Origin of the sequence: Tenacibaculum sp. UWU-22, from assembly GCF_041021355.1 — a bacterium.
GTDB lineage: Bacteria > Bacteroidota > Bacteroidia > Flavobacteriales > Flavobacteriaceae > Polaribacter.
Window position 1 is genome coordinate 97,994 of record NZ_JBFNGP010000004.1, and the last position, 24,801, is coordinate 122,794.

Annotated in this window: 22 protein-coding genes; 9 read left to right on the plus strand and 13 right to left on the minus strand. The window is 32.0% G+C overall.

The genetic code is table 11. The annotated features are described in order from the left end of the window. Positions 1 to 5 precede the first annotated feature (5 nt). From AB2B44_RS08125 to AB2B44_RS08165, 9 genes are all read left to right on the plus strand, one after another. Positions 6 to 1,310, plus strand: a complete 1,305-nt coding sequence (locus AB2B44_RS08125) for a hypothetical protein (RefSeq protein WP_369049075.1) — start codon at positions 6 to 8, stop codon at positions 1,308 to 1,310. Between the two features lie 872 nt (positions 1,311 to 2,182). Then, a complete protein-coding gene (locus AB2B44_RS08130; protein WP_369049076.1) occupies positions 2,183 to 3,190 on the plus strand; it encodes a sensor histidine kinase in 1,008 nt (335 codons plus the stop codon). Between the two features lie 10 nt (positions 3,191 to 3,200). Then, complete coding sequence (locus tag AB2B44_RS08135; RefSeq protein ID WP_369049077.1) at positions 3,201 to 3,917, plus strand: LytR/AlgR family response regulator transcription factor; 717 nt, start codon at positions 3,201 to 3,203, stop codon at positions 3,915 to 3,917. A 164-nt stretch (positions 3,918 to 4,081) separates the two neighbouring features. Continuing rightward, positions 4,082 to 4,840, plus strand: a complete 759-nt coding sequence (locus AB2B44_RS08140) for a hypothetical protein (RefSeq protein WP_369049078.1) — start codon at positions 4,082 to 4,084, stop codon at positions 4,838 to 4,840. A gap of 27 nt (positions 4,841 to 4,867) precedes the next feature. Next, positions 4,868 to 5,719, plus strand: a complete 852-nt coding sequence (locus AB2B44_RS08145; RefSeq protein WP_369049079.1) for a GLPGLI family protein — start codon at positions 4,868 to 4,870, stop codon at positions 5,717 to 5,719. A 12-nt stretch (positions 5,720 to 5,731) separates the two neighbouring features. Further along, positions 5,732 to 8,437, plus strand: coding sequence for a carboxypeptidase-like regulatory domain-containing protein (locus tag AB2B44_RS08150; RefSeq protein ID WP_369049080.1), 2,706 nt, complete (start codon positions 5,732 to 5,734; stop codon positions 8,435 to 8,437). Between the two features lie 127 nt (positions 8,438 to 8,564). Further along, positions 8,565 to 8,942 carry a hypothetical protein gene (locus AB2B44_RS08155; RefSeq protein WP_369049081.1) on the plus strand — a complete coding sequence of 126 codons (378 nt, stop codon included), beginning with the start codon at positions 8,565 to 8,567 and terminating at the stop codon, positions 8,940 to 8,942. 13 nt (positions 8,943 to 8,955) lie between these two features. Continuing rightward, a complete protein-coding gene (locus tag AB2B44_RS08160) occupies positions 8,956 to 10,608 on the plus strand; it encodes a cadherin repeat domain-containing protein (protein ID WP_369049082.1) in 1,653 nt (550 codons plus the stop codon). Positions 10,609 to 11,812: 1,204 nt separating this feature from the next. Beyond that, positions 11,813 to 12,523: a sulfite exporter TauE/SafE family protein gene (locus tag AB2B44_RS08165; RefSeq protein WP_369049083.1), complete on the plus strand. Its 711-nt coding sequence runs from the start codon at positions 11,813 to 11,815 to the stop codon at positions 12,521 to 12,523. Here the strand turns inward: AB2B44_RS08165 and AB2B44_RS08170 are convergent. The 13 genes from AB2B44_RS08170 to AB2B44_RS08230 all read right to left on the minus strand — a co-directional run bounded on the left by AB2B44_RS08170 (position 12,512) and on the right by AB2B44_RS08230 (position 24,732). Then, positions 12,512 to 13,606: a hypothetical protein gene (locus AB2B44_RS08170; RefSeq protein WP_369049084.1), complete on the minus strand. Its 1,095-nt coding sequence runs from the start codon at positions 13,604 to 13,606 to the stop codon at positions 12,512 to 12,514. The two genes, AB2B44_RS08165 and AB2B44_RS08170, sit on opposite strands and share 12 nt — an antisense overlap. Position 13,607: 1 nt before the next feature. Continuing rightward, positions 13,608 to 14,669, minus strand: coding sequence for a hydrogenase expression/formation protein HypE (gene hypE / locus AB2B44_RS08175; RefSeq protein WP_369049085.1), 1,062 nt, complete (start codon positions 14,667 to 14,669; stop codon positions 13,608 to 13,610). A 23-nt stretch (positions 14,670 to 14,692) separates the two neighbouring features. After that, complete coding sequence (gene hypD / locus AB2B44_RS08180; RefSeq protein WP_369049086.1) at positions 14,693 to 15,787, minus strand: hydrogenase formation protein HypD; 1,095 nt, start codon at positions 15,785 to 15,787, stop codon at positions 14,693 to 14,695. An 18-nt stretch (positions 15,788 to 15,805) separates the two neighbouring features. Beyond that, positions 15,806 to 16,072, minus strand: a complete 267-nt coding sequence (locus AB2B44_RS08185) for a HypC/HybG/HupF family hydrogenase formation chaperone (RefSeq protein ID WP_369049087.1) — start codon at positions 16,070 to 16,072, stop codon at positions 15,806 to 15,808. Between the two features lie 4 nt (positions 16,073 to 16,076). Then, positions 16,077 to 18,335 (minus strand): carbamoyltransferase HypF, encoded by a 2,259-nt coding sequence (hypF, locus tag AB2B44_RS08190; protein ID WP_369049088.1) that lies wholly within the window; start codon positions 18,333 to 18,335, stop codon positions 16,077 to 16,079. Between the two features lie 7 nt (positions 18,336 to 18,342). Beyond that, positions 18,343 to 19,053 (minus strand): hydrogenase nickel incorporation protein HypB, encoded by a 711-nt coding sequence (hypB, locus tag AB2B44_RS08195; RefSeq protein ID WP_369049089.1) that lies wholly within the window; start codon positions 19,051 to 19,053, stop codon positions 18,343 to 18,345. A gap of 49 nt (positions 19,054 to 19,102) precedes the next feature. After that, positions 19,103 to 19,450, minus strand: coding sequence for a hydrogenase maturation nickel metallochaperone HypA (locus AB2B44_RS08200; protein ID WP_369049090.1), 348 nt, complete (start codon positions 19,448 to 19,450; stop codon positions 19,103 to 19,105). A gap of 2 nt (positions 19,451 to 19,452) precedes the next feature. Beyond that, a complete protein-coding gene (locus tag AB2B44_RS08205) occupies positions 19,453 to 20,934 on the minus strand; it encodes a hypothetical protein (protein WP_369049091.1) in 1,482 nt (493 codons plus the stop codon). Next, entirely contained in the window at positions 20,909 to 21,181 is a 273-nt protein-coding gene (locus AB2B44_RS08210; protein ID WP_369049092.1) for a hypothetical protein, read from the minus strand. The genes AB2B44_RS08205 and AB2B44_RS08210 overlap by 26 nt, the downstream gene beginning before the upstream one ends. Beyond that, positions 21,178 to 21,489 carry a hypothetical protein gene (locus AB2B44_RS08215; protein WP_369049093.1) on the minus strand — a complete coding sequence of 104 codons (312 nt, stop codon included), beginning with the start codon at positions 21,487 to 21,489 and terminating at the stop codon, positions 21,178 to 21,180. The genes AB2B44_RS08210 and AB2B44_RS08215 overlap by 4 nt, the downstream gene beginning before the upstream one ends. 2 nt (positions 21,490 to 21,491) lie before the next feature. Continuing rightward, positions 21,492 to 21,965, minus strand: a complete 474-nt coding sequence (locus tag AB2B44_RS08220) for a hydrogenase maturation protease (RefSeq protein WP_369049094.1) — start codon at positions 21,963 to 21,965, stop codon at positions 21,492 to 21,494. A gap of 188 nt (positions 21,966 to 22,153) precedes the next feature. Continuing rightward, positions 22,154 to 23,749 (minus strand): nickel-dependent hydrogenase large subunit, encoded by a 1,596-nt coding sequence (locus tag AB2B44_RS08225; RefSeq protein WP_369049095.1) that lies wholly within the window; start codon positions 23,747 to 23,749, stop codon positions 22,154 to 22,156. A gap of 23 nt (positions 23,750 to 23,772) precedes the next feature. Then, complete coding sequence (locus tag AB2B44_RS08230; protein WP_369049096.1) at positions 23,773 to 24,732, minus strand: hypothetical protein; 960 nt, start codon at positions 24,730 to 24,732, stop codon at positions 23,773 to 23,775. Positions 24,733 to 24,801 lie beyond the last annotated feature (69 nt).

A 24,801-nucleotide genomic window follows, 5' to 3' on the forward strand; every position in this document is an offset into this window, starting at 1 on the left:
AAATCATGTTGAATACCATAAATAAAATTATTCTTGTTGATAATAGAGAAGATCATTTAAATACTTTAAGTGAGGTTTTTTTTAATGAAAACATTGGATGTTTACCTATAATTTATGAAAGCACTTATGACAAGCCGTTAGTAGGAGTTAGGTTAGCGTTTTTTGATATTAATTTGTTAGATTTAGGAAGTGAATCTCAAATAATAGCTACTGTAGTTGATGCTATACCTAAATACATTAGCACCGATAATGGTCCATACGCTTTAATTTTTTGGACTGATAAAAAGACTTTAATACCAAAAATAAAGAAGTACATTAACGAGCGTAAAATTGATGTTCCTAAACCAATTATGATAGATTGCATAGATAAAGACGTATTTTATGATGATGCAACTGAATTATTAAATAAATTAAAGCAAATTTTTGCAGATAAAACCTTAAATGTTTTAATAGATTTTGAAAACGTTGTTACAAACGCTGCATCAAAAACAGTTAATCAATTTTTTGAAATAATTCCTTCAAATGACAAATGGGGTAGTAGTAAAGATTATGTTGGTAATTTTGAAAAGATATTTTCTAGTTTAGCTGAATCCTCTTCTGGATTTCACTCTGCTAAAGCGAATCCTGATAAAGCAGTATATTCTACTTTAAATGAAGCTCTAAAGTTTCACATTGAAAATTCAACTAATACTAATAGCTGGAAAAACATATTAACTTCATTAAACAATGCTAAAAAACCTAATAAAATTAGTAAAGTAGCTAGGTTTAATTACTTTCAACTGAACAATTTAATTCATATTGAAAATGAGATTTCAAGTCTAAATAAGGATGATAGAGGAGTGGTTATTGAATTAGATAAAAGCTACTTAAAAAACTATGGTCTAACTTTTCGTAAATTTTATGATGCAATGATAAAATTTAAAAAAAGATATAAGGAATCTACAAAAATTCTTCGTTTAATTCATAGTAGTAAATTAGTTTGTATTGAGATTAGTGCATCATGTGACCACTCTCAAAGAAGTAACAGAATTAACAAATACATATTTGGAATTATTACTAGAAAAATGAAGTCCAAAGATTATGAACACAATAATAATTCTATTCCTGCCAATAGTGTTTGTGTCCTTAATTATTTAGATAATAAAGAAGAAAAACAAATCTGGGTTAACTACAACTATGTTGTAGGTCTAAATACTAGCGATGAAAATTTAGGCAGAATACTTTTTCGCTTAAAAGGAGAAATGATTAATCAAATTGGCAATAGATATGCTAATCATGTTTCAAGAATTGGTATTACGAGTTTTAGATGAAATTATTATGTAAAATAGAACCTCAATAGGTGAGTGTAACGACCATATTTTAGGGGTTTAGTTACTGTTTTTATTGGTATTTCTGCGTATTATGGTGTTTTCTTTAGAAATCTTGGCTAGTTACAATGTTTCCTAAAATATAGCGTAACAAGTCGTTAATTATTTCCAAAGTTTTATGTAGTCTTGATTTTTTTGTTTTCTTTTATCAAGAAAAAAAGAATTAATCGCATCTTAAGAAGTTCAAAATATTAATTTCTATTTTACATAATATTAGAAGTTACAATTAAAAGAATATTCTAATAGAGGTAAAAATAAAGCAAGTGTATAGAAATTTTAAAGCAAGGAATTGAGCAAGGGAAAATTTTATACTCTTGCGATAAAACTTAATAAAACCGTCTAAAACAATAGTAACGAAGCAAATAATGTCCATACGTCGCAATTTACTTTTACATAATATCCCTGTCGATATAAGTCTAAAGACCTTATATCTGATATTATGCTAAAATAGCACAGCTATACGTAAATTGCTACAATACAATACTTGTACTATAATGTTCTGCGTTATGTAACTTTGCTTTGGTAAAAGCGAAGTTCTTTAACCCAATTTTCTTGGATTTTTTTCTTTCTAAAAGTTTCTTTAAAAATGTAATGGAATACTCTTTTTGCAGAAAGGGCAGAGGAGTGGAGGCAAAATGTGTATGGAATGGCCATGTTTATCTATAATTATTCCTTTTTCATATAGTAATTGCACTTGTATATCTATCTTATTTTAACAATACTCTGACAACTTATATATTTGAAAGTTTTGTAAAACTAATTCAATACCTCGGATAAAATAATTATGTAGATTTACAAAATAACTAGTATCAAATTTGGGAGAATTAATAAAAAATAGAAGACAATTTTCGATTCACATGTTTATATGGGCAATACTTTATTCAGTTGTCCTGTTTTTTGTGTATTCAGAAGGTAAAGAAATTACGCTTAAAATTTGTTTGAGAATTGCGTTTGGAGCAGTAATTTTTTATACGAACTATAGTTTATTAGTGCCGCATTTATTACTTAAGAAGAAGAAAATACTTTATCTATTATCTATTATCATTCTTTTAATAGTAGCCTATTTGATCATTTCAAATGTATTCAATTTTGACTTTTATAAGAATCAAAACCTTCTAGATAAACGGCCTTCAAAATTTATAATAATTATATTTTTCAATGCTGTAATAATTATTATAGGAACCGTAATTAGAGTATACGAACAATGGATAGAAAATGATAAGATTAAAACGGAAATTGAAATTCAAAAAAATAAAACAGAATTAGAAGCCCTCAAAAATCAACTAAACCCTCATTTTTTGTTTAACTCTTTAAATAGTATTTATTCGTTAACCGTTAAAAAATCTAATGATGCCCCAGAAGCTGTTATTATGCTTTCTGAATTAATGCGATATATGTTATATAAAGCTAACGACAGTAAAGTATTACTTAAAGACGAAATTCAATATATTGAAAATTATATTAAGCTTCAACGTATAAGAATAGCAAAAAACGAAAATGTAAAAACAAACATAAAAGGCATTATAACCTCTCAAAAAATTAGCCCTTTACTTTTTATATCCTATATCGAAAACGCTTTTAAATATGGGACAGATTTTAAAGGAAATACTGAGGTCGAAATAACTATTAGTATAGCGGATAGTGAATTACACTTTAAGTGTAGTAATATCATAGGGAATAAAGCTAAAGACAAGGAGAGTTCTGGTATAGGAATGCAAAACACCAAAAACCGTTTGGAGCTATTGTATCCTAATAAACATTGGTTAACCACAGTGGAAAAGGACAATAAATTTTGGGTTGATTTAAAATTGAAATTAGATTAAAATACAACAGATGAAATGTGTAATTATAGATGATGAACCATTGGCAGTAGATGTTTTAGAAACCTATGTCAATAAAATAGGAGGGATGGAAATTGTTGCAAAATGCAATAATCCATTAGAGGCGATTACAATATTAAATAAGCATCAGGTAGATTTGGTGTTTTTGGATATCGAAATGCCTAATTTAACAGGATTAGATTTGGTGAAAACAGTGGAGAACATTCCGCAATTTATCTTTACAACGGCTTATCCACAACACGCTTTAGAAGGTTTTGAATTAAATGCAACCGATTATTTGGTAAAACCTATTCCGTTTAAACGTTTTTTAAAAGCAGTATCTCGGGCCAAAGAACAGTGTGAGTTACTAAAACAGTCTGTTGAGCCACAAGTCCATATTTCTTCTGAAGAAAATAATAACGACTTTATTTTCGTAAAATCAGAATATGAAAATATTAAGGTTAATGTTCAAGATATAGAATATATTGAAGGCTTGAAAGATTATATAAAAATTCATCTTAAAGACCAAGTAAAAACCTTGTTAACGCTATCGAGTTTTAAGGCCATTTTAGAAAAACTACCTTCCAATTTTATTAGAACACACCGTTCTTATATCATTAATATTGATTGCATTAGGGCTTTGCAAAAATCGAAAGTTGTTATTAGAGACATTCGTATTCCTATTGGAGAAACCTATAAAGAAGTCGTTCTAAAACGACTCGGCGTGTAAAATCTCTTTTAAATTTTTAAAACCCAGATTTCAAGAAATTAGGGTTAAAAAAGTATCGATACATATTCCTTGTTTGTCGATACTTTTTTTTTGTGCGTATATCATTTTTTTCGCTGCTTCTAACTGCTCATACTTTTGATATTAAATATTAAAAATGAATACAAATGAGTACACAAAAAACATTCATAGCAAGCATTATTATCATTAATCTTTTACTGTTTTCTTGTGGCAGTAGTAAGCAAACGGCATATCCTGTAACATCCTATGACCAAGCTAAACAATCCATAAGTACAGTATATGATGCGGATAATAAGTTAGGATATACCATTACCAAAGACAACTCGCACATGTATGTGACAGTAAATACTCAGGATAAAGTAACACAGTTAAAGATGATGCGAAATGGTGTAACTATTTTCTTTGATAATGAAGGAGAAAAAAACAAACACTTATCTGTACAATACCCTATAGCAAAGGAAAATCAGACTCTTGATATTGAAAAAATAAAAAAAATGCGAGAAAATGGAAATCGACAAGAAATACTACAAAAAATGATGGCTTCATTAGGTGCTGATATTAAGGTTACCGAAAATAAAGAAGAGCGAATAATTAATAAAGAATTGAATAGTGAAGGAATCTCGGTAACCCATAAAGCAGCTATAGAAGGTTTATCGTATACATTAAAAGTACCGCTTTCCTATATAGCATCTCAATCTGATAGTAAATCAATAGGAATTTCCATTAAAGGAATGAAACAACCTGACGGAACTAATGCAGGATTATCTAGGGGAGGAAGATCTTCCGACCGTATAAAACGTGCTATGGCAATGCGTGGCGGTATGAGAGGAAATAACCCAGATATTAATCAATTAAAAGAACTATTAAATGACATTGACATTTGGATTCCAATTGAATTAAAATAATAGTTTCTTAATCAAAAGAAAATAAATATGAAGCATCTAAATAAAGTAATAATATTATTTGTACTGATATTTTCAGTAGCTATTTCTGCACAAAACACCAATGGCAAAGCCTACTACATTGTAAAAAATACGGTAAAAATGAACTTTGGTAATCGTCAAATATCAGAGGCTCAAAAGGCAATGATACAAGAGCGTATCAATAGTATGTCTACTAATAATTTTGTGCTCTCTTTTAATAAGAATTCTTCTCTATATGCTGAAGAAGAAAAGTTAGAACAAGACCAAGGTAATGGAATAATGGCACAACGAATGGGAATGGTGAAAATGATATTGAATCAAGGGAGTGGTGGCAAACTTTACAAGAATAATATCGACAATACGTACAAAAATCAATTAGACCTTTATGGGAAACTATTCCTAATTCAAGATTCACTTAAAACGATAGATTGGAAAATTACTGATGATATAAAAACGATTGGAAAGCATACCTGCTTTAAAGCTACTGCTATCATAAAAAATAGAGGGTTGCCAACAAACTTTCGTCCAGGAGAGCAACAAACAGATGACTCGAGAGAAGACAGAAAAATAGCCGATGAAATGATAATAGTAACGGCTTGGTTTACCCTTGATATTCCTGTTTCTCAAGGACCTGCAATGTATTATGGTTTACCAGGGTTAATTCTAGAAGTAAATGCGGGAAATACTACAATTCTTTGCTCAAAAATCGAATTAAATAAAGAAGGAGAAACAGTTAATCCGCCTAAAAAAGGAAAAAAAATAAACCAAGAAAAGTATGATGAGCTTGTAAAGAAAAAGGCAAAAGAGATTCGAGAAAATTTTCAAAGAGGTAGAGGAGCCCTTGGTAGAAGAGGTAATTAAAAATAAGTTCAAATGAAAAAAATCTTATATATACTTTGTGTACTATTTTCTTTAAACTCTTTTTCGCAGGAGATTAATGTTTCAGGATCTATAAAAGATAGTATTGGTTCTCCTTTAGAATCTGCTAATGTGGTGGCGATAAATAGTGAAACAAAGAAATTAGCTTCATATTCGGTTGCTAACAATAAGGGCAGGTATCAGCTTTCGCTTGAAAAGAATGCTAATTATACTTTAAAGGTTAGTTTTTTAGGGTACAAAACCATTTCTGAGACTTTAGAAATAACCGAGCAATCTATAGACTTTGAAAAAAACTTTACACTTTACGAAGATAATAGCCAATTAGATGAAGTTCTTTTAACTTATGAAATGCCCATTACAGTTAAAGGTGATACCATTGTTTATAATGCCGATTCTTTTAAGAATGGAACAGAAAAAAAATTAGGCGATGTGCTTAAAAAATTGCCAGGAGTAGAAATTAATGATGATGGAGAAATTGAGGTTGAAGGTAAACGTGTACAGAAGCTAATGGTAGAAGGGAAAGATTTTTTCGACGGAGATTCTAAACTGGCTGTAGAAAACATCCCATCTAGTGCTATAGAAAAAGTGCAAGTGCTTAAAAATTATAATGAAGTCTCACAATTGCAAAGCGTTACAAATAATGACGATAGTATAGCTATTAATATTAAACTTAAAGAAGGAAAGAAGAATTTTTGGTTTGGTGATGTTACAGCTGGTGGTGGACCAGATGAACGATATTTGGTTCACCCAAAGCTGTTTTATTATAGCCCAGAAAAGAGTATTAATATAATAACAGACATCAATAATATTGGTGAAATACCTTTTACTCGTAGAGATTATTTTAAGTTTACAGGAGGTTTTAAAAATTTGTCAGGAGGAGGAACTACCTTAAATTTAACTCAAGATAATTTAGGCTTTTCATTACTTCAAAACAATATGGCAAATGAAATAGAAACTCAATTTGGAGCAGCAAATTTTAGCTATGCGCCAAGTAAAAGCCTTGATTTAAGTGGTTTCTTTATTTACTCTGGAACAAAAACAGATATAGAAGAATTAACAACAAGAGATTATATTTTAGATGATCTCACAGAGGAAACTACTACGAGTTCTATTCAAGATAATAAGTTAGGGCTTGGTAAAATAAGTGCATCTTATAAACCGCATAGCAATTTTCAATTAGATTATGATGTGTTTTTAAAACTATCTGAACAAGAAGAAAGTAGCAACGTTTCGTCTACAACAGCAACTGTAAATAATACCATAAATGAGCTGCGAGAGGATAACCCTTTTTCTATTAACCAAAATGCAAACCTATATTATACATTAAACGATAAAAATATTTTCTCGGCTGAAGTTCAACATTTATGGTCTAAAGAAAACCCTTTTTACAATGCCACATTTTTAGGTTTGGGTGAGAATCCAAGTATAGCAGAATTACCATTTTCAACAGTATTCCCTTATGATACAACACAAGAAGATTATAGATTAAATCAAAACAAAACAATTAATACAAACAAGTTTGATGCTAAAGTGAATTATTATAATGTACTAAATAACAAAAGCAATTTAAACTTTGTTTTTGGTGGAACTCATAGTAAGCAGAATTTTGATTCCTCTATATTTCAAACCTTGGATGATGGCAGTTCGAGCAGTTTTACTGGAGACGAATTTAATAATGACGTTACTTCAAATTTTTCAGATATATATGCTGGTGCAAAATATAAATTTGTTACTGGAAAATTCACATTTGCGCCAGGAGTAAACCTTCATAGCTATACGTATAATAATGAACAACTCGGAGAAAAATATGAAGATACTCAAACGAAACTATTACCAAATTTTTATGCTAATCTGCAATTTAAAAAATCTGAAAGCCTACGATTTAACTATTCTAAAACTGTAGAATACCCCGATATTAATAGTGTAGCACAAGGGTATGTGTTTAATAATTATAATTCACTATTTCAGGGAAATAACGAAATTAAAAACGGGCTATACGATACGTTCAGTTTAAACTATAGTAGTTTTAGCTTGTTTAACTATACTAATGTATTGGCATCATTACGATATACAAAAATGAATGATCCAATTAAAAATAGTCTTATCTATCAAGGTATAAACTCTATCGCTACACCTATTAATTCAACCTTAACAGACGAAAGCCTTACTGGAATGTTTCGTTGGGATAAAACCATTGGTAAGTATAAAGTCAACTTAAATGCAAATGTATCTTGGATCAATAATTTTAATTTGGTAGATGATGAAATTACCGAATCGGAATCATTAACACAGCGTTATAAAGCAAGTATTTTGACCAATTATAAAAAAGGGCCAAATTTTGAAATCGGTTACCAACGCATCATAAACAATTTTACAAATTCAGGGACTAAAAACAGCTTTTATACCGATATGCCTTTTGCGAAGCTAGAAATGGTATTTTTAAAGGATTTTTCTTTTACATCCGATTATAGCTTCCATAATTATTCCGATGACCAGCAGACACTAAACACGTATTCTTTTTTAAATGCCAATCTCTATTATAGCAAAAAAGACAGTAAATGGGAATACAGATTTGGGGTTAAGAATATTTTGAATACCCAATCCATAAACCAAAACAATTATAACGAAGCATTTTCTACCACCACAGAGTATTATGTACAACCGCGTTATGGTTTTTTTACGGTTAGGTATAATTTATAGGCAGATACATTTATAGGATTTGTCTATATATTTTACGTCTAGGTATAGTAAATTTTAGTAGCCTTTTAAGCCATACTATTTTTGAAGTAGAGTTGAATAAGTAATTAAAAACATTAAAAAGAAAAAAATGAAATTATTAAAAAACAGTATCGTAGTACTAGCATTGTTAGTGAGCACAATATCTTTTGCACAAGACAGAGAACTTACAGAAGAACAAAAAGAGCAAGTAAGAGAACAGTTAAATCAATATTATGAAAAATTAAGTTTATCCGAAGAGCAGAAGCCACAATTTGAAGACATTACAACCAAGTACGCACTTCAAATGAAAGCTTTAAAAACGAGTACTAAGGGTCGATTTGCCAAGTACAGGGAATTTAAATCAATACAAAATTCTAAAAACAAAGAAATGGAAACATTGCTTTCTGCTGAGCAATACACGGTTTATAAAAAAACCCAAAAAGAAATTCAACAGAAGATGAAAGAGAAACGTAAAAATAGAAATTAAAAAAGCAAAAAAAATGATGAAAACGATAAAATACAATTTTAGAAAATCAATACTGGATATGGTAACAGCACTGAATTCGAAAACAATAGTAATAATAGGCATATTAGTGCTTTTATTAAGTTGCACTGATGATGATAATTCTATAAATAACACAGCACCTTTAGTCGCAAATCAAACATTTTCGATAACTAATGACGCGGCCATTGGGACTTCGGTAGGAACAGTTATAGCTGCTGACGAAGATAACGATGTTTTAAGCTACAGCATTACTGCGAGTAATGACGATAACATCTTTGCAATAAACAGTACAACGGGACTCATTACCGTTTCAGGAGAAATAAATCCAACCGCAACATATACGTTAACTGTGCAAGTTAGTGATGGACAAAGTAATACTGATGCTACTATTACCATTAACTTGGTTGAAGTAACAGTTACTTACCCGCAAGGACCTTTGTCACTTTTTTATGATGGAACTCTAATTGGAGCTGACTATTGGTCAGAAACCCCAGAAATTCTTTCAGCATCCTATGGTTTTGGAGATATTATTGGATTGCCTGGTACAGAAATCACGCAACAACTGGTTGAACAAGCAGGAGGCGCTTGGCTGTCCGATGTTACTTGTGCTGACGGTAATACAGCACCCTTAACTTCTTCAGTAACGCAACAGCAATTAGCTAATGGATATATATTAAAAACGCCTTATCAGCAGTTTTTAAAAGATGGCGCTTTGGGTTTAGATGGGATGCCTATTGTATTCAGTTGGCCTGTGTTAACCAATACAGTAGATATAAATGATGTTCAAGTTACATTGAACACGGGAGAAGTAGTTTCGCCAATGGCAATTGGTATGCTACCTAATTTTGAAAATAATGAACGTAACTGTATCGTAGTTTTTGGTGAATTTGGTAACCGACTGCCTAGTACAGACCCAGATGCACGTTTTCCTGTAAGAGTAGAAATCGTAACAGGTGACACACCGTTAATGTTGGCTGGCCCTAATAACCAAATGGTAAGCGCTGTGGGGCTATCTTGGGAAACCACTACAAGCCCATACGACCCAAATAATGGACCAAGATTGGTGGGCGCTAAACTGAACCACGTAGGAACACAAGCAATTGGTGAAGGTGTTAGCAATCCTATTGTGAATATGCAATTGCCACAAAACGATGAATTTGATTTATATGGTGGTGGCGATTTCCGACTTCGTGTACTAACCTCAGGTGGCTTTTCACCAGATGGAGTTCGTGGAGTGCTACCTACAGATTATGAACGTTTTTTTAGAATTCATGCTACAGGTACAGACGGTTCAACAGTTTTAATCGAAGATGTCGGTGTGGATTACCAAGTTGAAGGTGGTACCCTAAAAATATTGGGCTTATCAGATTTAGGAAACGTAGCAGGCTTTAATGGCACAGTATATGGAGATTGTTATATGGAAGATAGAGACAATTACATAGACATTATTATTGAAGGTGATGAGGGTGCGGCAAGAAACATTACATTCGTAGAAATTCCAAGTTTAGAAGGTGGTTATGATGCTTTTTATAACCCAGGCGGACCAGGAACAACACCATTTTCAAACGTAAACTACACACAGCCAGGCCCAAGGGATTTAGAACCTGTAATTATAGCATTAGATAATCCGATGCGTGTAACAAACTAAAAATATTATTAATAACTGCACCTAATACAGTGTATAAACAATAGTGGTTTGAGTGAAAACTTAAACCGCTATTGCGTTTATTTAAGTATATTGCTTATCGAAAAGTAGTTGCTTAAATCCGCCACTGTTCATACACAAAAGCGTTTATGGCGAAGTTGAATTAACATATCAATTTAATATTTGAATTTATAAATGCAATTAATTGAATTTCTTATCAATAATTCTTTTCTATCTATTGATTTTTGAAATAGAAAAAAAGTGCTAAGATTACAAAGTAAGATTTAAGATAATAAAAAGCATAATTCTATAATATTATGTAAAATAGAACTTGTGTTTTTTACCCAGATAGAGCGATGGCAAAACGGCCTCATAAAACTTTGGCTAAAACAATAGGTGAATGAGCGTGAATATTTTAGAGGGTTAGTAGCAGTACACATTTTTTAAATATTAATAAATTTTAAAACGAGTTCTAAGCAATCTTAAAACGTTCCAATGTTTTCTAAAATATAGCGATTGAGCCGTACATTGTTTCCAAAGTTTTGTGCAGCCTTGATTTTTTTGTTTCTTTTTGTATCAAGACAAAAAGATATGCAAACACTTGAAAGTTTAAAACAAATGCACAATTAAAACAAGTGTATAGAAATTTTAAAGCGTGGATTTGAGCCAGGGAAAATTTTATACTCTTGTGGCAAGCTTACGAGAATGTCGTAGAAAAAAATCTTGCAGGATTTTTCTCTAATACGAGAATTATAATTAAGAGCAAAAAGTTTAGCTTTTTTTGGTGTGGCCAAGCGTTGGCAAATTGAGTTTAAAAATAAATGCCATAAAAGCATTTAATTTTTTAAAAACAATAAAGCGGTTGGGCGCGGCAATTTTACATAACGGCTAATTATAGATACAAATGTTTTTTAAACGCTGCGAAGCAAACCGCTTATTAGTTTAATGACCCAAGTTCCAATTATTCTTATGAAAACGAATGCTTCTGGGATATTTTACATAATATTACATTATAGCTTACAAATGGATAAACCACTCTTATTAACTATAACAATACATTTGTACTATAATTTATATTATGTTAAATAATAAATATATAATCCTTTATTTCTTACAAGAACCCTCTTTTTACGTTAAATAACCAATAATAAAGTAAAGCAACTATAAATTTTAGTATCTTTATTTTTATAAAATAAAAACATTACAAATGTTTACTACATATCCATTAATTGCAGGACTCCTTGCTGCTTCGCTTCATGTAATCTCTGGGCCAGATCATTTGGCAGCGGTGACTCCTTTTGTTATTGATACGAAAAAAAATGTATGGAAAATTGGGTTATTTTGGGGATTTGGGCATCTACTAGGTATGCTATTAATTGGCGTGCTTTTTTTGCTTTTTAAAGATATGATTCCTGTTGATCGTATTTCTAAATATAGTGAGCAAATGGTTGCGTTTGTACTATTAGCCATTGGATTTTTAACATTTTATCGCATTTTTAATGATAAAAAACCACACGCACACCCCCATGTTCATACCGAATCAGAAACTTATGCTCATATACATAAACACAATCATCATAACGTTAAAGAACCACATCAACACAATCATACTAAAGTGTTGAAAAACAACAATGTATCAGCATTAGTCATTGGAATTATACATGGTTTAGCGGGGGTAGCTCACTTTTTACTTTTACTACCTGTATTGGGCTATCAAACCACTAGTAAAAGTGTACTTTATATTGTTGGCTTTGCTTTAGGTACCGTATTTGCTATGATGTTTTATACTCTTGTTTTAGGTAAAATAACAAACTACTCTAAACAACACTACAATAATATTTTTTTTAAAGGAATTCGTATTGCAGGAGGTTTATTTGCTCTTGTAATTGGATTTTATTGGTTGTATTTAAGTTTGTAAATCACAAATAACCAATCGATGATTTCCTGTATCGGCAATAAATAATTTGTTGGCACTCGTAGTAATAGAAAACGGCCAATAAATAGCGGCTTCTGTACCCATCATATTGTATTTGTATTCACTACTAGTGTTAAAATCAGGTCTGCCAATTAAACTATCGGCTTTACTATTGTTTTTTTTAGGTAGCGTATCAAATACTAAAACTCTACTATTACCCGTATCGTTAATTAATATGCCCTCTTTATAAAAACAGGTATCGTAAATCCAATTTAGGGTATTGGCTTCAGGTGTTAATCGAAGCTGATTTTGCCCACAATTATCAAAATTTTCTTGTCCAATAATAATATCAGCAGCTTTGTTAAATGCATCATTCTTGTTATTCCACAGCAAAGTTCTATAAAACTGAGTGTCGGCAATAGCTAAACTGCCCTGCTTACTTATTTTTACTGAATATGGCCAAACAGAATCTTCATTTTTATAATCTCTAGTTTTAAAGTCTGGTTTTCCAATAACATTGGTTGCTTTAGCAAAATTTTGAGTAGGTATAGTATCATAAAAAAGTACTCGCCTATTACCTGTATCTGCAATCCAAAGATTTTTACCATCAGAAAAAACGCCATATGGCCAGTGTAAGGTATTGGCTTCTGGATTTGCTGCTTGTCCTTTTGTATTGGGTAAATTACTTTTAAAATCGGGTTGACCTAAAACTACATCGGCAGGTTGCGCATTTTGAGTAGGTAATGTATGCCACAGCAATACCCGATGATTCCAAGCATCGGCAACTATTAACTTATTACCGTCGCTCCAAATTCCAGAAGGATAATGTAAGGTTTTTGAAGATACGTTACTATCTGCATTTCTACCGCTATTTTCAATAGTTTGTTGCCCTAAAATAACATCGGGTTCTTGAAATTCGGTAGTTGGAATGGTGTGCCAAATACAGACTCTATTTTGTCCTGTATCGCTAACAAATAGCATATTATTAGCTACACAAATCCCTCTTGGCGCTAAAAATGGATTTTTTTTAGCCCCTTTAAAAATATAGGCATTGGATACTTTATTACCTAATGTTGTATAATCCATACTAGCAAATTCTAGGCAATTGTTCTCCTGGAAGCATATTAACTACTCGCTTCCCTCCTATACTACTTTCTAAAATTACCTGTTTTGGGTGTTCTGCTACAACGGTTCCTATAATTTTAGCATACTTGCCATTTGGGTCTTTTTGTAGTGATTCTAAAAATTGGTCGGCAATTGAAGCCTCAACAAAACTTAAAAAAACACCTTCATTAGCTACATATAATGGATCTAAACCTAATAATTCACAAGCACTTGCTACTTGAGCATTTATAGGAATATTTTTTTGAAAAATATGAATACCAACATTAGCCAAAAGGGCTATTTCTTTTAAAACAGTAGCCACTCCCCCTCGTGTTGGGTCGGTAAGTAAATGAATTTTTGTTCCGTACTGATCTAATAACGCTGCAGTAGTATGATTAAGGTTTGCCGTATCGCTTTGTATTTCAGAATCAAAAGCTAGTCCTTCGCGAACCGACATAATAGCCATACCGTGACTAGCAATATTACCACTTACAATAATTTTATCGCCTACAGCAATATTTTTTCTATTGATATTTGCCTTTGGATGCATATTACCAATACCTGAGGTATTGATAAATATCTTATCGCCCTTCCCCTTTTCAACCACTTTAGTATCGCCTGTAACAACGGTTACTCCTGCTTTTTCACAGGCTTTTTTTATCGACACAAGAATTTCCCAAAATTCGGTCATTTTTAATCCTTCTTCAATAATAAAACTTAGCGATAAGTGCTTGGGTATAGCCCCACACATTGCCAAATCATTAACGGTTCCATTAACCGCTAACTCACCAATATTACCGCCTGGAAAAAAAATAGGTGAGATTAAAAAACTATCAGTAGAAAAAGCGATTTTGTTATTCATTTCTAAAAAAGCCCCATCGTGTTTTTTATCAAGAATATCGTTACTTAATAAGTCAAAAACGCCACTATCTAACAATTTGTTGGTTAACATACCCCCACTACCATGCCCTAGCGTAATAATATCAAAGTCTAGCTTAGGCATAGGGCATTGTAAATTCATTCGTGTTTTTTTTGAATCAGACATTGTGTTAATTTGTTTATAAGTCTCTATGCTTCTATTAAACCCGAAAAATGATAATAGGCAGCACAAGCCCCTTCGCTACTTACCATAGGTGCGCCTAATGGAAATGAAGGCTTGCATTTTTTTCCAAATTGCGGACATTCAAAAGGTTTTTTAATTCCTTTCATTATTTGTCCTGAAATGCAATCAGGATGTTCAGGTGCTTCTTTTATACGAATATCAAATTTTTTGTTAGCATCGAAAGAACGATATTTTTCTTTAACAACATATCCACTTTTTGGTATTTCTCCAATACCCCTCCACATTTGATTTTGAACTTCAAAAACTTCAAAAATGATTTTTTGCGCTTCAATATTACCTTCTTCTTTAACAATTCTTGAATATTGGTTTTCAACTTTAGCTTTATTTGCTTCTAACTGTCTAATAACCATAAGAATACCTTGTAAAACATCTAAAGGCTCAAAACCAGTAACCACTATAGGCACATTATAAATTTTTGATAGTGGATGGTATTCTGAATTTCCCATAATAGTACAAACGTGACCTGCCGCTAAAAAACCGTCAATTTTACTTTCATCGTCATCAATAACTGCTTTAATAGCTGGTGGAACCAACACATGCGATGCCAATATAGCATAGTTTTTTAACCCTTTTCTATGCGCATGAATTACCGATAAGGCATTTGCAGGAGCAGTAGTTTCAAAGCCAACAGCAAAAAACACCACTTGTTTATCGGGGTTGTCTTCAGCAATTTTTACAGCTTCTAAAGGCGAATATAAAATACGCACATCTGCCCCCTCTGCTTTGGCTTGTAGCAAGCTAATTTTTGACCCTGGAACACGAAGCATATCGCCAAAAGAGCATAAAATAACGTTTTCATGTAAAGCTAAATAAATAGCTTTATCTATTAAATTTAAAGGCGTAACACAAACAGGGCAACCAGGACCATGAATCATGGTTATGTCATCGGGTAGCATATTAATAATACCGTTTTTTACTAAACTATGGGTTTGCCCACCACAAACCTCCATAATAGACCAAGGTTGTGTAACTGTTTTTTGTATTTCGCTTAAATATTTTTTGGCTAATTCGGGGTCTCGATATTCGTTTATGTATTTCATATTATTTTTTTTTGACTTTTAAGGAAGGTAATCTTCGATGTCGTCTAACTCGCCTAATTCTCCAATTTCTTCTAAGTATTTAAAGGTTTTTTGCGCCTCTTCTTCATTAACTTTACTAATGGCCACACCAACGTGTACAAGTACATAATCGCCAATTTCAGCATTGGGTAACATTTCTAAACTTGCATTTTTGGTAATACCACCAAAAGATACTTGTGCTATTTTTACCATACCATTATATTGGGTAGTAATACTTTTTATTTTTCCAGGAATAGCTAAACACATAGTTTTAATTTTTAATATATAAGTGATACATTAATTGTCCGTACGATATATTTTCGTCATTAGCAGACAAGTTACAATTTAATTTTAAATTAATTTTCTCTTTTTGGGTAAGTTTACCTAAAAAGTTTATTAAAGTTGTATTTTGAAATACACCACCACTACAAGCAACGGTATTAACGTTATTTTTTTTAGCTAGGTATATAATACTTTTTGCTAAGGTATATATAAAGCTACGTGCTATATAGGCTTTTGATACCCCATCTACTAAGTACGCTTTTAAAATTATATTTACTAACCTTTTTGAGGGGATTTTATCGTAGTCGATATGCGCTAGTAAATCGATGCAATCATTATTGTTTATAGTATTAGCACAGTATTCTATTTGCATTGCGGCTTCGGCTTCAAAAGTATTATTATCGATTAAATTTAAAGCTGAAGCTACCGCATCAAACAATCTACCTACCGACGAAGTTTGTACTTTGTTCGTTTTTTTTAGCGTTAAATAGGTTTTCCATTCTGTGGGTGTAAATTTGTCTTTTATTAGGTTTTGATGCTCCTCATCTAAAAGACTTAATAAGGCTAAACGGGGCTCTTTTGCCATTTTATCGTTTGCTAACCAATCAAAGTATTCAAAATGAGTAAGCCGTTCTATTTTATAATGCTGATAGCTAAAAAACTCACCTCCCCAAATATGATTATCATCGCCTAAACCTGTGCCATCCCAAATAACCCCTAAAATTTTTTTATTACTTTTAAATAAGTCATTTTCACCTAATACACTACAAAAATGCGCTTTATGATGTTGTATTTTTTGTAGTTGGCTGTTCCATTTTAATGCTAATTCGTGCCCTAAAATACTACTTTGGTATTGAGGGTGGGTGTCAACAAGAATTTTTTTAGGACTACTTTTAAACAAATCAACATACTGTTCAATAGTATTTTTATACCGTTCTAAAACGGTGTAATTATCTAAATTACCAAAGTATTGGCTAGTATATGTTTGTGCATTAGGAGTAAAAGTAATGGTACTTTTTAAATGCGCTCCCATTGCTAAAATAGGCTCTTTATGTCGGGTCTTAGCACTAATATTAGGAGCTAACCCACGCGAACGTCTTAAAATAATCGGCTTAGAATCGGCATATTTTATAACCGAATCGTCTTGCGGAAATTGAATAGCAAGGTTATGATGCAAAAAATAATCGGCTATTGTTTTTAACTGTTCTTCTGCCTCTTTTTTTGTAGCTATAATTGAAGACCCGTGTATGTTTCCACTAGTAGCAACTATTGGAAAATGTGTTTTTTTTACAATTAATTCTAGTAAAGCTGATGCGGGTAGCATTACCCCTGTTTGGTCTAAATTTGGTGCAATTATATCAACTGCAATACTCACCTTTTTTTTGTTTTTAACAATTACAATAGGCGCTACTTTAGATAACAGGGTTTCTTCTTCAAAACTATTTATAAAAAAATCTCTTTTAATAGCTTTTATTGAAGAGTATAGTACTGCAAATGGCTTACGGGGTCTTTTTTTTCTTTTTCGTAACTCGTTTATAGTGTCTTTGTTGGTAGCGTTGCAACATAATAAATATCCGTTGGTATTTTTAATTGCTACAATATGCCCTTGTGAAAGAAGTGTTGTAATTTTTAAAACAGCACTTTCTTGATTTTCGGTTATTATTTTTCCTGAATTATCAACGAGTTGTAATTGCACTCCGCAAGTTGGGCAAGAATTGGTTTGTGAATGAAACCGTTTATTTTTAGGGTTTGTATATTCGGTATTACATGCTTTACACATCGTAAATTTTGATAGCGAAGTATGCATTCGTTCAAAAGGATATTGTTTTGTAATCGCATATCTTGGTCCGCAATGTGTACAAGTAGTAAAACCATAATTAAATCGTCTGTTTTTAGAATCTGACAACTCTGTTTTACAGATTTTACAAATAGCAAAATCAGGCGTTAAAGGGGTATTTATTTGTGCCTTTGTTTTAGAAGCGATAATACTAAAATTAGAAAAAGTATTAAAATCAACCTCTTGTATATCATGCTCAGTAATTACAGCTACCTCAGGCTTGTTTTTAAGAATATCGTTTAAAAATAATAAGGCTTTTTTTTCGGATGAATTAATATAAATAAGCACACCCTGTTCATTGTTTGTTACAACTCCGTTTAAGCTATGTTGCGTTGCTAAGTTAAAAATAAAAGGGCGAAATCCTACTCCTTGAACTAGCCCTTTAATTTGTATTTTAAACGTTTGCTTCATCAATTAGTTACCCAATACTTTGTTGCTTTTTTTGAGCCACTTTTTTCAACAACCAATCACACCAAGTATCTATTCCTTCATCTGTTAATGACGATATTTGAATTACTTCAATTTCATGGTTTACCTCACGGGCATCTTTAGTAACCGCTTCAACAGAAAAAGGTAAGTAAGGCAATAAATCGGCTTTAGATACTAACATTAAATCGCTTGTTAAAAACATACGAGGATATTTTTTAGGTTTGTCATCACCTTCGGTAGTAGCCATTAGGGTTACCCTGTAATCTTCACCCAAATCAAAAGAAGCAGGGCAGACTAAGTTGCCTACATTTTCTATAAATAATAAATCAATATTTGGCAAATCAAATTGATCTAAAACTTGATGAATCATTTGCGCTTCTAAGTGACAAATACCACCAGTTACAATTTGTAGCGCCTGAATACCCGTTTGTCTAATGCGATCGGCATCGCGTTCGGTTTCTAAATCGCCAACCATAACCGCCATTTTAATTTTGCCTTTTAATTTTTCGGCTGTTTTTTGCAGTAATGTTGTTTTACCGCTTCCTGCAGACGAAGTAATATTAACTAAAAGCGTATGGGTTTTAGCCATTTCTTTTTTTATGCTGTCGGCAACAAAATCATTTGCCTTTAATAGGTTAAGGTTTGTGTTTTCACATTGCACCGTTCCACGAGCAGCTTTAGTTGATTTTTCTATACTCATGAGTATTTATAAATTTTAAAGTTTTTATTTCTATTTTTTGTGTTATTATTTAATCGTCAAATGCTACTTTATGAATTAACATTTCTTCGCCCTGAATAATATTTTTACTAGGTTTTTGACAGTTTTCGCATAAAAAACGATATTGTTTCACATCGGTTATATGATTACAGTTTGTGCATTTTATTTTAATTTCGGTAGATTCGATATGTAAATCTATTTTTTGATATTGTAAATAACTAGAACAATAAGCGCTAAAAGCATTGTGTAACAATCTAGGTTCGATATTTGATAAAATTCCCACCTTTAAGTAAATTTCCTTTATTTTAGAAAATTTTTCTTGTTCAAACTCCATTTCTAAAGTTTTAAATACACTATTTATAATAGAGGTTTCGTGCATAGTTAATTAAGTATTGTTTTTAATTTTTTTAAGGCGTTTAAGTGTTCGTTTGCTTTTTCTATTAAAGCGGCATCGGTTACTAATTGTTTTATTTCATTGGCTTTATTTAGCATAATAGCATATTTTTTTTCTTCTTCTATGTTGTTTTGATTATGCATAAGCCAATATAGCTCTAATTGATTAAGTAAGCTCATTGATCGTTCAAAAGGGTATTGCTCGGGAGTTCTAATAGCCAAAGCTTCTTCAAACATATCATGAGATTTATTTAAATTATTATGCAATTTTGCCTCTGGAAAATGAATTAATGCAGTAGCATAATTATGGTTTATCATTGCATATTGATATGGATATTTTTCTTTAGTATAAAACTGCAAGGCTTCATTAAATGATGAGGCACAAAAAGCAGCCCAAATAGCTTTTTCTTTTTCAGATACAGGAATTTCTGAATAAATAATAGCTAAAGTATGATGAATATCGGCAAATTTTTGTGGATGTGTGTCGCGTTTAACTATTTTTAAGGTGTCTTGAAAAGCATTAATAGCGGGTTTATAATATTGCGGATTACCGTTTTTAGACCAAGTGTATAATAACGTAGCTTTTCGCAAACTAGCTTCAGCTAAAAATGCTGGAATTTCTGCATCTTTAAAATAGGCTATAGCTTTATTTATTAGGTCTTTAGAGGAAATGTAATTGTTTTGATAATTAGCAATTTCTGAGGCATCTATTAATAATAAGCCTGCTTGTATCGTTAATTTTTTTTCTTCGAAAAATTGAATACCTTGTGCAAATAAAGCGGCAATTTTTTCTAGCTTTTTAATATCATATGGCAATTCTAACTCTGCCATAAGTGCATAGGCTAATTGAATTAATAAAGCATTTTTAGCCTCTAATGATATGGGTTGGTTTTCAAGTAAATGCACCTCATCTTTTACCTGTTTGAACAAATTGTTATCTAAAAGAAAATCGTTATAACACTTTACCGTATAAGCTTTTAACTCATCGTTTTTTAATTGGTTAATTGTCGTTTTATAACGTTTTTTTAATTCTTCAACAGATGTATTGCCTATGTAATTTCCGTAATGTTGAATAATACATTGATTATGCGGTCGTTTTTCGTTAACAAAGTCTGCTTCTGAAATCGGATACGCTAATTGTAAATTAATAGCAATTTGTAATTGATGATGTAAATAATTTTGTTTTTCTACATACGTAAGTGCTTTATCATAGTTGCCTAATTTATAAAAAACAATTGCTAATAAGTTTTTTTGATTTAGAGGTATTTCAGAAAAAATATACGGAGGTGCTGTGTCAAACCAATCTAAAGAAAGTAAAATACTATTGTTTTCAATTTTAATTAATTCAGTATTGGGGTCTATTTGGTTTAAATTGGAAGTAACCGTAACCAGTTCTGAAAGGCGATAAACAGTTTCAATATCTTTTTTTACTTCAGGTATTTGATTAGTTTGGGTTAAAATGGTAAGCATATGTATTTAGTCTTTTCGAGCCTGTATAGTTTTTTGCTGCTGTTTTTTGCATGTATAAAGCAGCTATTTCTGCTAATTTCTTTGTTCGATACGAATTAATTTGATGCACTAATATACGATTAGGATCTTTAATATCAATAAATATTAAAAAAACAATCCAACGACTATTTTGTTCTTCAATTTTATATTGAACATCTGCATTTAATAGCCAATTGTCGTCATCCTTTTCAGTGTTTTTTATATTCATTCTATCGATATCTTAATTAGTCTTGTTTTTTCTATTATTTCATATTCTAATATTCTATCAGTTCCGTCTAAGTCATTATCAATTAAAATTTCTCTAATTGCCAATGTTTTATCGCCTTTTATATTTTTAGTTTTTAGTAAAAACTGAGTAGGTTTATATAATTTTACAAACCACTGACTACTAACAGGGGTAATTAATATTTTTTTTTGTTCTTTTAAATACGTTACATATGCATAATGGATATTTTTAAAAATAATATCAGCTATTGTATTATCAATATAAATGTGAGAGGCTTGTAACGCAATCATATTTACGCCGTAATTTGTAATTCGTTTACAATAAGTTCAATTACCTTATCACCACTTTGTTGCACTTCTAAACTTAGTTCTACTTCTAATTTTGTGTTTTCGATTGCAATTAAATAAACAGCTATATCTTTAGGATATGCATCGCCAAGAATTTTTTTAGCATACGATAGTGCTTGATTCCATTTTAAACTATGTAAAAACACCAAGGGGTTATCTTGAGGGGCTTGTAATACTTCTTCTGCAGGAACTTTAAATAATGTACCTACGGGCTCGTTAGTGTTTACCACCGCATCAACTAAAATTAACTTATCATGTCCTTTTAAGCCAAATAATACCTCAAAGGCTGATGTACCCATATCAAAAATACTAATTTTAGGGTTTGTTCCTATTTTTTCTTTTAATTTTTCAATGACATATATACCTATTGCATCGTCACTTCTAACGGGGTTACCAAACCCCATAATGGCTGTTTTCATAAATAAAAATAAAGAGTAAAAAAAGAAGCTTTCTAATCAGTGTTTTATTTTATCTATACAAGATACCAACTCTAAAAAGTCTCTATAAACGTATAAATAAAAACATTTAATGGTAATAAAGAGATATTCTACTTTTTAGAGTAACACTTTTTAGTAAGCTTCTTTAATGTGTTATTTATTTAGCGAATTTAAAGTTTAAATTTCGATAATTCCGTTCCGTCAACTTCATCAAGAGCATGTACTGTACAAACCAAACACGAATCAAAAGAACGAGCAACAATACCTACTTCTACAGGATCTGATGGGTCTTCAATATCAATACCTGTTAACGCACTTTCAATAGGTCCTGGATTACCCTCAGCATCATTAGGCCCCACGTTCCATGTTGTTGGCGCCATTACTTGATAGTTTTTAATAATACCATCTTTTATTTCTATCCAATGTGCTAAAGCACCTCTAGCAGCTTCGGTTGCCCCAAATCCTTTACCGTCTTTTTCAACAGGTTTTATATAAAATTCACCATCTAAATCAATTTCAGAAAGCCATTGTTCTATTAAGGTGTATAGTCTTGGAGCTTCGTGTACACGCGCCAATACACGAGTAAACACACTTGCTCCACCTAACTTTTTATAGGCATCAATAAAAAACGGATCTCGAATTTGATGTTCTTTATTTTTAGGGTTTCCGTTCATTATACAACGAGCCATTGGCCCTGCTTCTACTACATGACCATCATAACGAGGGGCTTTTGCCCAACTGTATTGTTTGTCAAAATCAGTTTCTTCAAGTGTGTGTGATTTAGCAGGAGTTGGCAACGGTTCGTTCCAAGGGTGTAAACCACTTTCTTGATTATCGTACCAAGAATGTTTTACGTGTTCACTAACTTTTAAATGGTCAAATTCGTGCCAGTTTTCGCCATCAAAAAATCCGCTTGAACTAATTAAAGCATCATTTCTACCTTCAATGGTTGGGTTGTTATACTTATCTTTATGTAAATAGGTTCCGTAGGCTAAAAACTTACCGACTCCTTTACCAAAGGTATCTAATCCAAATTCTAATCCTGCTCTAATAAGAAGTCCTAAATCACTATTTTTATGTGATTCGTTCTCATCTAACCAAGCAAGCATATCGTCCCACGATTTAATTTTTAAATAGCGTTCTATTGAGCAACCTAACCAAACAGGTTCTAACCAATCATCTTTAAATTGGGTCATAATCGAGTAAGCTCGGGTAATATCTTTTAAAGTAGGCGCACACATTACTCCTCCTGGCACCATATAGCTAGAATGTGGCCATTGCCCACCAAATAGCGCATAAACTTGAACGGGTAATGCACTTGCTGTTAATCCTATTTGAAAGGTTTCACCTACATAAGCCGACCAACGTTTTACGACTTCTTTATATAGTGGTTTTTCTGCAAATTTTTTATTGGCTAAATCGGTTGCAAAAATTGCATAAAACCACCTTGGAATACTTTGTATGGTTTCAGTAGCTTGCCCAATGGCTCGTAATAAAAGAGCATTGGGAGATAATTTTGTGCCCCAAGCAGTATCTAATGCTGATGAAGCACAATATAAATGAGAGCCACCACAAATACCACAAATACGAGGAGTGACAATTAAACCCGACTGTGGGTCTTTACCTGCCATAATTTTTTCAAATCCTCGAAACATAGCCGCTTGGGTATGAGCTCGTGTAACTTTACCATTATCAATGTATACTTTTACATCTAAATCGCCTTCTACTCGACCTACGGGTGATATATTTAATTCTTTTACTGACATTTTTAAAAAGTTTTGATTAGGTTTTACTTAGAGGTTTCCATTCTTTTTTTATTCTTAGGTATTATTTTATGAAAACCAGCTTCAAAATAGTATCCAAGTTTTGTTTTACCTGTAGGAACTTCTTTAGGAAACACCCCCATATATTTCATGGTTTTAAACATACTCCCTTTTTGTAAATCATGGTGTGGAAAACCAGGTTCTGTACATCCTAAACAAGGATGATTAGTTCGTGTTTTACTCGACTGTCTATTCCATAAAATATTATTACAACTAGCGCGTGTTAAAGGACCTCTACAACCAACTTCATAAAACAAACATCCGCCTCGTTTACCAAAATGCCCAGCTACTTTTTGATTAAAATTGGTTACGTTAGTACAACCATCTTGTGCAAAACTGGTGAAAAATGTTTTAGGTCTATGATATTCATCTACTAGAACATCACCTATTCTACCTACAGATATAGCTACAAGTATTTGTGTAATCCAATCTGGGTGTGCGGGGCATCCCGGAATATTAATAACGGGTAAGCCTCCTTTAGATACATAGTCTGCTCCTAAAAATCCCCCTTTTTGCTTTTTTAAAAATTGCAGTCCAGTAGATTCACTGGGGTTTGGTGGTACTGCAGGAATACCTCCCCATGTGGCACAATCACCAATAGCAACAACATACCCTGCTACTTCTGATAGTTCTTTAACCCAATCTTTCATCGGTCGATCTGCAAAATAGTTCATTGAACCTGTTCCATTTGGTCCTTGAATAAGTGAACCTTCGTACACTAAAATATCCATTTGCACTTTGCCTGCAATAATATCTTTCAATAAATCTTGTACTTGATCACCAATTTGTAGCCCTGTTGTTGGATGCCAAAGAATGTTTAGTCCAAAATCAGTAATAAGCTCCACTACGGTTGGTTCTTCTGCATTTAGAAACGACATAGTGTTACCACTACATGCACCTCCCTGCAGCCATAAAACGTTTGCCATAACAGTAAGTATTTAAATTAACTTTAATATTTCCTAAATATATTGATATTATTTTATTTTTACCACTCT